Source organism: Streptomyces katrae, assembly GCF_000966975.1.
Lineage (GTDB): Bacteria > Actinomycetota > Actinomycetes > Streptomycetales > Streptomycetaceae > Streptomyces > Streptomyces katrae.
In genome coordinates, this window is sequence record NZ_JZWV01000697.1 from 1 (window position 1) to 12,137 (window position 12,137).

Sequence of the window (12,137 nt, forward strand, 5' to 3'; positions counted from 1 at the left end):
GGCGCAGGCGCGGGCCCGGCCGCCGATGTAGATCCCGACCGCGCCGAAGGGGGAGTCGGCCCGCCAGGTGTCCATGGCGTCCTGGGAGGGGGCGGTGCAGGCGTCGAAGCCGTGGCCGGTGAAGGCGGCGGCAGGGGCGCCGGTGCCTCCGGCGCCGACGCCGACGGCGGATGCCGGTGCCGTCGTTGCGGCCGGGCCCGGCGCGCCGGATGCCGGCCGGCCGGCCGGTGCCGAGGGCTGTCCGACGGCGTGCGCGAGGAGGGCCCGTACGGTCTCCGGTTGTGCCCCGTACGAGAGCGTGGCCATCACCCCCGGCCCGTGCAGGGCGTACCGGACCTCGGCGCTGGCCCCCTCCGCCGGGGGCGGCTCGGCGCCGTCGGGGACGGGGAGGGTGGGGACGTCGGCACGGGGCGGGGCGTCGGCCAGGGGTTCCAGGTGGAGGGTGTCGGCGCGGACGGGCACGGCCCTGCGGCCGGTGCAGCGGGTCTGGGGGCCGGCGTGCCCGAGGTAGAGGGTGGGGAGGTCCAGGCGCAGGCAGGCCCCGGGGTCACGGTCGAGGTCGACGACCCGCCAGTCGGCGGGGAGGGTCAGGTGCAGGCCCCGGTAGTCGACGGACCGCTCGGGGTCGGCGGCATGGGCGGGGGTGAGGGGGGCGAGGGCCATGAGCAGGGTGGCGGCGAGGAGCCGGCGCACCAGGGTTCGCGAGGGCATGGGGCCCACTGCTACACCGCCGCCGCCTCAACTGCCCAGCGACGCCCCGCTGATGACCCCGTCCGGGGGACGCCGCGCCCCGACCCCGGGCCGGGCGGGGCGGTGCGCACCCCCACGGTGCACCGTCCCGCCTGACCGGGCGGATCCCGTCCGGCGGTCAGCAGTCGCGCGCCGGCCCGGGGGCTTGAAGACGGCGTCCAGGACGTCGCCGCGCCGCACGCCGATGAGCACCTGTGGGAGGCCCGGGCCCTCGTGATTCCGCAAGACGGGAGTGACCACGCGTGCGGCCCCGGCTGCCCTCACCGCGCGTTCCGCGCCAGTTCCTTAAACAGTAAACAGCTTTCGTAAACCGCCGTTCGGGTGGCATTTCCACACGTTCGGACATGTGCGCGCGTGATCGGGCCTCCGCTCGGTGAAGCTCGACGGGTCTGGCGGCCGTGGGAGCCGAAGTGGTTCCAGGCCGGGCCGCCGCTGCCGCGAAACGGAAGGTCAGCCGCACCCATGCTCATCCACCAGCTCGCCCTCGTGTCCGAGACCAAGAGCAACACGATCACCCCCTCACAGATCACCCGGGTCGCCGCCGCGCTCCAGAAACAGGCGACCCGCGACTTCGCGCCGCTGTGGCAGGTGAACGCGACGGTGGACGCCTTCGACCGGCTGGAGGACGTGCCCGTCGGCTACTGGCCGCTGATCGTGGTCGACGACGTACCCGGCGCGGCGGGGTACCACACGGACGAGAACAAACAGCCTTACTCCCTCATCGAGTACAGCGACAGCTGGTCGCTGACCGCGAGCCACGAGATGCTGGAAATGCTGGCCGACCCGTTCGGGAACCGTCTGGTGTCCGGCAAGTCCCCCCACCCCGACCAGGGACAGGCCCGGTTCCTCGTCGAGGTCGCCGACCCCTCGGAGGACGAGGCGTTCGGCTACACCATCAACGGCCTGCTCGTCTCCGACTTCTTCACCCCGCGCTTCTACGACCCGGTCACCGTCCCGGGCACGCGCTACAGCTTCGGCGGCCACATCCAGGCGCCCCGGACGATCCTGCGCGGCGGATACATCAGCTTCGAGGACTCGGCCACCGGCGACTGGTGGCAGCAGATCTGGTTCGAGGGCAACGAGCCGAAGTTCCGCAAGCTCGGCAAGCTGTCGGGCAGCGGCAGCATCCGCGAGGCGATCGACGCCCAGACCAAGACCGTCAGCCGTCTGGCCGCCAGCGGCCCCTCTTCCAAGCAGTACCTGGCCGCGCGGACCCTCACGGCCCACGTCAAGGAGTCCACCAGCGCCCGGGCCGGCGTATGGCGCGCCGAGATCGAGCGGCTGAAGGGTGCGAACCCGGCGGAGAAGGCCTTCAAGGACAAGGCGGCCAAGCCGGCCAAGGCCAAGACCAAGGCCAAGGGGAAGTAGGCGGAAGCAGGGAGGACAATCGTTGCGGTACGAACCTCAGCCCGCCTGCCAAGGAGGCCGTCGTGAGTGAGGACGCCCAGCAACGCAAGGAGCGCGCGGATCGCCTGCGCAAGATGATGCGGCGGCCCGAGGCCAAGCCTGAGCCGCCGGAGCGGGAGAGCCTGAAGGAAGGCATCGAGCGCCGCATGCGCGAGCTCGACGAAGCCGAGCGCGAAAGCCGCCGGGACGACGGCGAAGCCGGCGGAACCTGAGGGCCTGCGGCCCCGCCCGGCCGGAGCAGCGCCCGGCCGGGCGGCGGGATCAGGCTCGGTCGCGCTTGACGTCCTGGATGAAGGAGGCCCAGGCGGCTCCGGCGAAGACGACCACGGGGCCGCCACCGGCCTGCTTGCTGTCGCGGACGGGGACCGCGCCGGGGACGTCGTCGGAGACCTCGACGCAACTGGCGCCATCGGAGTTGCTGTACGAGGACTTCCGCCAGGACAGCTCGTTTACGTCTGCGTGCATGTCGCGTATTCCTCCGCCACCGACTCGATCAAGGTCAGGGACACCTCCGGCGACAGTGCGGCGGCCCTCGCCAGATCGTAGAGCTTCCAGTGAGTCCGAACCAGCGCCGGATAGTCGAGCAACTGCCCTACGCGGGGACCCTCCGTGTACACCACGTCGGGCGCGTCTGCGAATTGCATGATGGTCACCAACGATCCCAGGGCGCCTTGGGCACCGGCCGAGAACGGCACCACCTGCATGGTGATCCGATGGGCGCGGACGTACGAGGCAATGTGTCGCAACTGAGCGGCCATCACGCCGTACCCGCCGACTGCCGTCCGAAGAACCGCCTCGTGCAGGACGACCCACATCTCCGGAGCCGTCGGATCGTCAAGAAGCCGTGCGCGGTCCAAACGTGACTCGACCAGGCCGTCTACGTACTCGGCAAGCGCGGTGGGATTGCCGCCCCGGATCAGTGCCCGGGCGTAGTCCTCCGTCTGCAACAGCCCAGGCACCAGGGTGGAGGCGTATTCATAGATAGCCGCCGCCATTGCCTCCAGCTCAGCCGCTGCGGCGAAGTACTCCACGTGCTTGGACTTGAACGCCCTGGCCAGACGCAGGAAGTAGTCCCCCGTGCCGAGCTCCCTGTCGATCGCCTCGGCCAGCTCCGGCCGGAGCCGTCGCGTGCCGCATTCCATCTGCCCGACGTACGACCCGCTCACGAAGATCCGCTCGCCCAGGGCCTCCTGGGTCAGCCCGGCCGCCTCACGGTGCCGCCGCAGCTCCTCGCGGGCGAACTCCTCCGGACTCTGCGCGGCGCCCTCGTCCTTCGACTTGGCCATGAGTCGACTCCCCGCTTCCGCAATCCCCTTGCCTGCGAGGAGCGTAGCCCCGGCCAACCTGAAGATTCAGCCGAACGCATTCATACGACTACCGAACGCCACCGCGCCCGCCATCCCTGGTCGGGGACATGGCGGGCGCGGTGTCGGATTGCCGTACCTCGTTGTACGGACCGTATGAGGGGTCTCCCCGGGGGGAGGGGTGACGGGGTTACACCATCAGCGAGCGGTCCGTCGGCTTGACCGGGTACGGGAGGGTGCTCGTGCCCGTCAGGTAGCGGTCCACGCCGCGGGCGGCCGAGCGGCCCTCCGCGATGGCCCACACGATCAGGGACTGGCCGCGGCCGGCGTCGCCGGCGACGAAGACGCCGTCGGCGTTGGTGGCGTACGAGGCGTCGCGGGCGATGTTGCCCCGCTCGTCCAGCTCGACGCCGAACTGCTCGACCAGGCCGTTGGACTGGTCGGTGCCGGTGAAGCCCATCGCCAGGGTGACCAGCTGCGCGGGGAGGACGCGCTCGGTGCCGGGCTTCTGGGTGAGCTTGCCGTCGATGAACTCGACCTCGACCAGGTGCAGGGCCTGGACGTTGCCGTCCTCGTCGCCCTCGAAGTGGGTGGTGGAGACGGAGTAGATCCGCTCGCCGCCCTCCTCGTGGGCCGAGGTGACCTTGTACAGCATCGGGAAGGTCGGCCACGGCATGGCCGCCGGGCGGTCCTCCGACGGGCGGGGCATGATCTCCAGCTGGGTGACCGACAGGGCGCCCTGGCGGTGGGCGGTGCCGACGCAGTCCGCGCCGGTGTCGCCGCCGCCGATGACGACCACGTGCTTGCCCTCGGCCGTGATGGGGGGCGCCATGAAGTCGCCCTCCTGGACCTTGTTCGCGAGGGGGAGGTACTCCATCGCGAAGTGGATGCCCTTGAGGTCGCGGCCCGGGACCGGGAGGTCGCGGGAGACGGTGGCGCCCGCCGCGACGACGACCGCGTCGAAGCGCTTGCGCAGGTCCGTCGCCGTGATGTCGCGGCCGACCTCGATGCCCGTGCGGAACTTGGTGCCCTCCGCGCGCATCTGCTCGATGCGGCGGTTGATGTGCACCTTCTCCATCTTGAACTCGGGGATGCCGTAGCGCAGCAGGCCGCCGATGCGGTCGGCGCGCTCGTACACGACCACGGTGTGGCCGGCCCGGGTCAGCTGCTGGGCGGCGGCCAGGCCGGCGGGGCCGGAGCCGATGACGGCCACGGTCTTGCCGGAGAGGCGGTCCGGGGCCTGCGGGGTGACGTCGCCGTTGTCCCAGGCCTGGTCGATGATCGAGACTTCGACGTTCTTGATCGTGACGGCCGGCTGGTTGATGCCGAGCACGCACGCCGACTCGCACGGAGCGGGGCACAGGCGGCCCGTGAACTCCGGGAAGTTGTTCGTGGCGTGGAGGCGCTCGGCGGCGGCCGACCAGTCCTCGCGGTAGGCGTAGTCGTTCCACTCGGGGATCAGGTTCCCGAGCGGGCAGCCGTTGTGGCAGAACGGGATGCCGCAGTCCATGCAGCGGCCGGCCTGCTTGCTGATGATCGGCAGCAGCGAGCCCTTGACGTAGACCTCGTTCCAGTCCTTGACGCGCTCGGCGACGGGACGGGTGCAGGCGGTCTCGCGCGGGGTGGTGAGGAAGCCCTTCGGGTCAGCCATGGGTCGCCGCCTCCATCATCTTCTCGGTGGTCTCGGACTCGGAGAGTCCGGCCAGCTCAGCGGCGTCCTTGGCGGCGAGCACTGCCTTGTACGTGGTCGGGATGATCTTGCTGAAGCGGGCCGCGGCGGCGTCCCAGTCAGCCAGGAGCTTCGCGGCCACGGTCGAGCCGGTCTCCTCCTCGTGGCGGCGCACCACATCGTGCAGCCACTGCTTGTCCTCGTCCGAGGGTGCCTCGACGGCCTCCGCGTTGCCGGAGTTGACCTGGCGCGGGTCGAGGTCGATGACGTACGCGACGCCGCCGGACATGCCCGCCGCGAAGTTGCGGCCGGTCTCGCCGAGGACGACCGCGGTGCCGCCGGTCATGTACTCGCAGCCGTGGTCGCCCACGCCCTCCGAGACGACCAGGGCGCCGGAGTTGCGGACGCAGAAGCGTTCGCCGGTGCGGCCGCGCAGGAACATCTCGCCGCCGGTGGCCCCGTAGCCGATGGTGTTGCCGGCGATGGTGGAGTACTCGGCGAGGTGGTCGGCGCCGCGGTCCGGGCGGACCACGATCCGGCCGCCGGAGAGGCCCTTGCCGACGTAGTCGTTGGCGTCGCCCTCCAGGCGCAGGGTGATGCCCTTGGGGAGGAAGGCGCCGAAGGACTGGCCGGCCGAACCCGTGAAGGTCAGGTCGATGGTGTTGTCGGGCAGGCCCGCGCCGCCGAACTTCTTGGTGACGTGGTGGCCGAGCATGGTGCCGACGGTCCGGTTGATGTTGCGGATCGCGACCTGGGCGCGGACCGGCTGGGCCGCTTCGGCGGTCTCGGCGTTCAGCGCGTCGGCGGCGAGCTCGATCAGCTCGTTGTCGAGGGCCTTCTCCAGGCCGTGGTCCTGCTCGACCAGGGCGTGGCGGACCGCGCCCTCGGGCAGGTCCGGCACGTGGAAGAGGGGCTCGAGGTCGAGGCCCTGGGCCTTCCAGTGGGTGACGGCCTTGCTGGTGTCGAGGAGCTCGGCGTGGCCGACGGCCTCCTCGATGGTGCGGAAGCCCAGCTCCGCGAGGATCTCGCGGACTTCCTCGGCGATGAACTCGAAGAAGTTCACGACGAACTCGGGCTTGCCGGAGAAGCGGTCGCGCAGGACCGGGTTCTGGGTGGCGACGCCGACCGGGCAGGTGTCCAGGTGGCAGACGCGCATCATGATGCAGCCGGAGACGACGAGCGGCGCGGTCGCGAAACCGAACTCCTCGGCGCCGAGCAGGGCGGCGATCACCACGTCGCGGCCGGTCTTGAGCTGGCCGTCGGTCTGGACGACGATGCGGTCGCGCAGGCCGTTGAGCAGCAGGGTCTGCTGGGTCTCGGCGAGGCCGAGCTCCCAGGGGCCGCCCGCGTGCTTCAGCGAGGTGAGCGGGGAGGCGCCGGTTCCGCCGTCGTGGCCGGAGATCAGGACGACGTCCGCGTGGGCCTTGGAGACACCGGCCGCGACCGTTCCGACGCCGACCTCGGACACGAGCTTCACGTGGATGCGCGCGGCCGGGTTGGCGTTCTTGAGGTCGTGGATCAGCTGGGCCAGGTCCTCGATGGAGTAGATGTCGTGGTGCGGCGGCGGGGAGATCAGGCCGACGCCGGGCGTCGAGTGACGCGTCTTGGCGACCCACGGGTAGACCTTGTGGCCGGGCAGCTGGCCGCCCTCGCCGGGCTTGGCGCCCTGGGCCATCTTGATCTGGATGTCGTCCGCGTTGACCAGGTACTCGCTCGTGACGCCGAAGCGGCCGGAGGCGACCTGCTTGATGGACGAGCGGCGCGCCGGGTCGTACAGGCGCTCCGGGTCCTCGCCGCCCTCACCGGTGTTGGACTTGCCGCCCAGCTGGTTCATGGCGATGGCGAGGGTCTCGTGCGCCTCCTTGGAGATGGAGCCGTACGACATGGCGCCGGTGGAGAAGCGCTTGACGATCTCGGAGACCGGCTCGACCTCGTCGATGGAGATCGACGGGCGGTCGGACTTGAAGCCGAAGAGGCCGCGGAGCGTCATGAGGCGCTCGGACTGCTCGTTCACCCGGTCCGTGTACTTGCGGAAGATGTCGTACCGGCGGTTGCGGGTGGCGTGCTGGAGGCGGAAGACCGTCTCCGGGTCGAACAGGTGCGGCTCGCCCTCGCGGCGCCACTGGTACTCGCCGCCGATCTCCAGCGCACGGTGCGTGGCCGCGATGCCGGAGACCGGGTACGCCTTGGCGTGGCGGGCGGCCACCTCCTTGGCGATGACGTCCAGGCCGGCGCCGCCGATCTTGGTGGCGGTGCCGCTGAAGTAGGTGTCGACGAACTCCTCGTTCAGGCCGACGGCCTCGAAGACCTGGGCGCCGCGGTAGGAGGCGACGGTGGAGATGCCCATCTTGGACATGACCTTCAGGACGCCCTTGCCGAGGGCGTAGATCAGGTTCTTGATGGCCTTCTCGGGCTCGATGCCCTCGATGAAGGTGCCGGCGCGCAGGAGGTCCTCGACGGACTCCATGGCCAGGTACGGGTTGACGGCCGCGGCGCCGTAGCCGATGAGCAGGGCGACGTGGTGGACCTCGCGGACGTCACCGGCCTCGACCAGCAGGCCCACCTGGGTGCGCTGCTTGGTGGCGATGAGGTGGTGGTGGACGGCGGAGGTGAGCAGCAGCGAGGGGATCGGCGCGTGCTCGGCGTCCGAGTGGCGGTCCGACAGGACGATCAGGCGGGCGCCGGCCGCGATGGCGGCGTCGGCCTCGGCGCGGATCTCCTCGATGCGGGCGGCGAGGGCGTCGCCGCCGCCGGAGACCCGGTAGAGGCCGGAGAGCGTGGCGGCCTTCATGCCGGGCATGTCGCCGTCGGCGTTGATGTGGATGAGCTTGGCCAGCTCGTCGTTGTCGATCACCGGGAAGGGCAGGGTGACGCTGCGGCAGGACGCGGCGGTCGGCTCCAGCAGGTTGGACTGCGGGCCGATCGAGGAGAGCAGCGAGGTGACGAGCTCCTCGCGGATGGCGTCCAGCGGCGGGTTGGTGACCTGCGCGAAGAGCTGGGTGAAGTAGTCGAAGAGCAGCCGGGGGCGCTCGGAGAGGGCCGCGATCGGGGAGTCCGTGCCCATGGAACCGAGCGGCTCGCCGCCCGTGCGGGCCATGGGGGCGAGGATGACGCGCAGCTCTTCCTCGGTGTAGCCGAAGGTCTGCTGGCGGCGGGTGACCGAGGCGTGGGTGTGGACGATGTGCTCGCGCTCGGGCAGGTCCGTCAGCTCGATCTCGCCGGTCTCCAGCCAGTCCGCGTACGGGGCGGCGGAGGCGAGCTCGTCCTTGATCTCGTCGTCCTCGATGATCCGCTTCTGGGCGGTGTCGACGAGGAACATCTTGCCGGGCTGGAGGCGGCCCTTGCGGACGACCTTGGCCGGGTCGATGTCAAGGACGCCGACCTCGGAGCCGAGGACGACGAGGCCGTCGTCGGTGACCCAGTAGCGGCCGGGGCGCAGACCGTTGCGGTCGAGGACCGCGCCGACCTGGGTGCCGTCGGTGAAGGTGACGCAGGCGGGGCCGTCCCAGGGCTCCATCATCGTGGAGTGGTACTGGTAGAACGCGCGGCGGGCCGGGTCCATGGAGGTGTGGTTCTCCCACGCCTCCGGGATCATCATCAGCACGCTGTGCGGCAGCGAGCGGCCGCCGAGGTGGAGCAGCTCCAGGACCTCGTCGAAGGAGGCGGAGTCGGAGGCGTCCGGGGTGCAGATCGGGAAGATGCGGTCCAGGGCGGCCTCGCCGAAGGCGGAGGTGGCCAGCTGGGACTCGCGGGCCTTCATCCAGTTCCGGTTGCCCTTGACCGTGTTGATCTCGCCGTTGTGCGCGACGAAGCGGTACGGGTGGGCGAGCGGCCAGGACGGGAAGGTGTTCGTCGAGAACCGGGAGTGGACCAGGGCGAGCGCCGAGGCGAAGCGGCGGTCGGAGAGGTCCGGGAAGAAGGGCTCCAGCTGGCCGGTGGTCAGCATGCCCTTGTAGACGATGGTGCGGGCGGAGAGCGAGGGGAAGTAGACCCCGGCCTCGCGCTCGGCGCGCTTGCGCAGGACGAACGCCTTGCGGTCCAGCTCGATGCCGGTGCTGCCGTTGCTGACGAACAGCTGGGAGAAGGCGGGCATCGTGGTGCGGGCCCCGTTGCCGAGCAGGTCGGGGGTGACCGGCACCTCGCGCCAGCCGAGGACCGTCAGGTTCTCCTCGGCGGCGATGGCCTCGATCTGTTCCACGGCGACGGCCTGTGCGGAGCCGTCGGCGGGGAGGAAGGCGATGCCGACGGCGTACGCGCCGGCTTCGGGGAGCTCGAATCCGGCGACTTCGCGCAGGAAGGCGTCCGGGACCTGGGACAGGATGCCGGCGCCGTCGCCGGAGTCCGGCTCGGAGCCGGTGGCGCCGCGGTGCTCGAGGTTCCGCAGGACGGTCAGGGCCTGCTCGACGAGTGTGTGGGTGGCCTCGCCGGTGAGGTTCGCCACGAATCCGACGCCGCAGGCGTCCTTCTCGTTGCGCGGGTCGTACATGCCCTGCTGGGCGGGGCGACCGTCCATGGGCGACCAGGCGGTGGTGCTGGGGCCGGTCGCGGAGTGCGTGGATGCGGAACGCATCGGCTCTCCCGTCGTCGTCGTGGCAAATGTGCTGGCCGAGGGACGACGTTGGCCCTCTGCGAAATTTCGTGCAGGTTACATGATGACTGCAATTCCGAGAAGCGGATATTGCGTTCCAGCATGCGGACACCGCACGAGGCCGAAAGAAGGGACCTTCGGTGGGCTGCGGAGGGTGGAGCGAGCTTGGAAGCTTTCCGCGAATACGGCTCGGGATGAAGGCCCCGGCGCGAAACGGGCATCTTTGCCCGACGCCCTGGTCTGATGCCCGGCGGCAACGGAAGTGAAACCACCGGATCCGGGACTACTTATGTTACGTCCTGCATAGTGTCTCACTCCCGGGCCTCTCAGCCTATGGCGCCGCCGATCCAGGTTCCCAGGACGTACGTCACACCGGCCGCGGCACCACCCAGGACAAGCTGGCGCATACCGCTGTACCACCAGGAGCGGGCCGTGACCCGGGCCACCACGGCGCCGCAGGCGAAGAGCCCGACGAGCGCCAGCAGCACGGCCGGCCACAGGGCGGTCGCCCCGAGCAGGTAGGGCAGTACGGGCAGCAGCGCGCCCAGCGCGAAGGAGCCGAAGGACGACGCGGCCGCCACCAGCGGCGAGGGCAGGTCGTCGGGGTCTATGCCGAGCTCCTCGCGGGCGTGGATCTCCAGCGCCTGCTCGGGGTCGCGGGACAGCTGCATGGCGACCTCGCGGGCCAGGGCGGGCTCGACCCCGCGCGAGACGTAGAGCTCGGCGAGCTCCTCCATCTCGTCGACCGGGTGCTTGCGCAGCTGCTGGCGCTCCACGTCGAGCTCGGCGAGGACCAGCTCGCGCTGCGAGGCGACGGAGGTGTATTCGCCGGCCGCCATCGAGAAGGCACCGGCGGCGAGACCGGCGAGACCGGTGATGACGATGGTCGCGGGGGCCCCCGCGCCGCCCGCCACACCGGTCATCAGCGCGAGGTTGGAGACGAGCCCGTCCATGGCGCCGAAGACCGCCGGGCGCAGCCAGCCGCCGTTGACGTCGCGGTGGGTGTGGTTGTCGCGGTGGGCGGTGTGCAGCGGCGCTTGGGTGTCGATGATGGACATGCGGCGTATCTCCCCTTTTCGCATGAGTGGGTACGCGAAAGCGACGCGCAGCCGTGCCCTCCCCGGGCACTCCCCTGAACACCTCGAAACTACGCACGATTTACGGCCGCCGCCAGCAAGGAAGGCCGTACTTACCTGGGCTTTCGCGGGTCGGCGACCGGGTGACGGGGGTGTTCGGGGGGTGTTTCGCGGCGAGCGACAAACCACATGGCGTGGCACAAATCCCCCAGGGGCTCATGATGGGTCCCACTCACGTGGGAGAGGCGCGCCATGGGGCTGATCGCATGCAATCCGCAAGTCCTCCTGGAGCGGGCCAGGGGCGCGCTGCTCGGCCTCGCGGTGGGTGACGCGCTGGGCGCTCCCGCGGAGAACATGAAGCCTTCGCAGATCCGGGCCCGCTGGGGCCGCATCGAGGGCTTCGTGTCGGAGGACCCGGCGGGGACGGACGACACGGAGTACGCCATCTTCTCCGGTCTGCTGCTGGCCCGCCACGGTTCGGCGCTGACCGTCGCGCACGTGGAACGGGCCTGGCACCACTGGATCGCCGACCTGGACGAGGGGCCGTTCCGCGGGGCGGGCTTCTCGGAGCGGGGCACGCTGGAGAACCTCCGCCGGGGTCTGGCCGCGCCCATCTCGGCGCAGCACCGGCACGCCTGGTCGGACGGGCTGGCGATGCGGGCGGCCCCCTTCGGGGTGTTCGCGGCGGGCCGCCCGGCGGAGGCGGCGCGGCTGGTCGCCATCGACGGCACGGTCAGCCATGACGGGGAGGGCATCTACGGCGGCCAGGCGGTGGCCGCCGGGGTCGCCGCCGCGATGGCGGGCGGCTCCCCCGCCTCCGTGGTCTCGGCGGCCCTGTCCGTCATCCCGTCCGACTCCTGGACGGCCCGCTCCCTGCGGCGCGCGGTCACCGCGGCCCCGCGCGGGGAGCGGGCGGTGCGCTCGGCGGTGGTCATCGGCGGTTACCCGTGGACNGACCTGGCCCCGGAGGCGGTGGGCCTGGCCTTCGGCGCGTTCGCCGCCTGCGGGGGCGACTTCCCGTCCTCGGTCCTCACGGCGGTCACCATGGGCCGCGACGCCGACACCACAGCGGCGGTGGCGGGCGCCCTGGCCGGCGCCCTGTCGGGCGCCGCCGCCATCCCCACCGCCTGGTCCTCGGCCATCGGCCCGGTCCGCGGCAGCTGCCTGCCGTCGATGCGCGGCTACCACGTCCTGGACATCGCGGACCTCCTCACCCCGGAATCCGAGCCCACCCGATGACCCCACCCCCCGCCCCACCCGACCCCACCGGGGAACACTCCCCCTGCCCCGCCCCGCCCGGGGCGGCCTCCCCCCCCCCCCCGCCTCTCCCTCTGTGTCGTCGG

At 71.2% G+C, this 12,137-nt stretch carries 8 protein-coding genes and 1 pseudogene; 3 read left to right on the forward strand and 6 right to left on the reverse strand.

Annotated features, from left to right (window positions below):
• A pseudogene (locus VR44_RS24310) lies at nucleotides 1-711 on the reverse strand (hypothetical protein); the annotation flags it as partial.
• A gap of 501 nt (nucleotides 712-1,212) precedes the next feature.
• Here VR44_RS24310 and VR44_RS24315 point away from each other — a divergent pair.
• Together VR44_RS24315 and VR44_RS24320 are read left to right on the forward strand one after the other, a co-directional pair.
• On the forward strand, nucleotides 1,213-2,118 hold the full coding sequence (locus VR44_RS24315) for a hypothetical protein (RefSeq protein ID WP_045949716.1): 906 nt from the start codon (nucleotides 1,213-1,215) through the stop codon (nucleotides 2,116-2,118).
• A 62-nt stretch (nucleotides 2,119-2,180) separates the two neighbouring features.
• The gene (locus VR44_RS24320; RefSeq protein WP_045949717.1) at nucleotides 2,181-2,369 is read left to right on the forward strand and encodes a hypothetical protein; all 189 of its coding nucleotides are present in this window, start codon (nucleotides 2,181-2,183) and stop codon (nucleotides 2,367-2,369) included.
• A 49-nt stretch (nucleotides 2,370-2,418) separates the two neighbouring features.
• Here the strand turns inward: VR44_RS24320 and VR44_RS24325 are convergent, their stop codons facing one another.
• The 5 genes from VR44_RS24325 to VR44_RS24345 all read right to left on the reverse strand — a co-directional run bounded on the left by VR44_RS24325 (nucleotide 2,419) and on the right by VR44_RS24345 (nucleotide 10,776).
• A complete protein-coding gene (locus tag VR44_RS24325; protein WP_045949718.1) occupies nucleotides 2,419-2,622 on the reverse strand; it encodes a DUF397 domain-containing protein in 204 nt (67 codons plus the stop codon).
• Nucleotides 2,607-3,443 (reverse strand): helix-turn-helix domain-containing protein, encoded by an 837-nt coding sequence (locus tag VR44_RS24330; protein ID WP_045949719.1) that lies wholly within the window; start codon nucleotides 3,441-3,443, stop codon nucleotides 2,607-2,609. The genes VR44_RS24325 and VR44_RS24330 overlap by 16 nt, the downstream gene beginning before the upstream one ends.
• A gap of 208 nt (nucleotides 3,444-3,651) precedes the next feature.
• Nucleotides 3,652-5,112, reverse strand: coding sequence for a glutamate synthase subunit beta (locus VR44_RS24335; RefSeq protein WP_045949720.1), 1,461 nt, complete (start codon nucleotides 5,110-5,112; stop codon nucleotides 3,652-3,654).
• Nucleotides 5,105-9,643: a glutamate synthase large subunit gene (gltB, locus tag VR44_RS24340; protein WP_211275117.1), complete on the reverse strand. Its 4,539-nt coding sequence runs from the start codon at nucleotides 9,641-9,643 to the stop codon at nucleotides 5,105-5,107. The genes VR44_RS24335 and gltB overlap by 8 nt, the downstream gene beginning before the upstream one ends.
• A 401-nt stretch (nucleotides 9,644-10,044) precedes the next feature.
• The gene (locus tag VR44_RS24345; RefSeq protein WP_045949722.1) at nucleotides 10,045-10,776 is read right to left on the reverse strand and encodes a VIT1/CCC1 transporter family protein; all 732 of its coding nucleotides are present in this window, start codon (nucleotides 10,774-10,776) and stop codon (nucleotides 10,045-10,047) included.
• Between the two features lie 270 nt (nucleotides 10,777-11,046).
• Here VR44_RS24345 and VR44_RS24350 point away from each other — a divergent pair, with 270 nt between their 5' ends.
• Entirely contained in the window at nucleotides 11,047-12,033 is a 987-nt protein-coding gene (locus VR44_RS24350; RefSeq protein ID WP_045949723.1) for an ADP-ribosylglycohydrolase family protein, read from the forward strand.
• The last annotated feature ends 104 nt before the right edge of the window (nucleotides 12,034-12,137 follow it).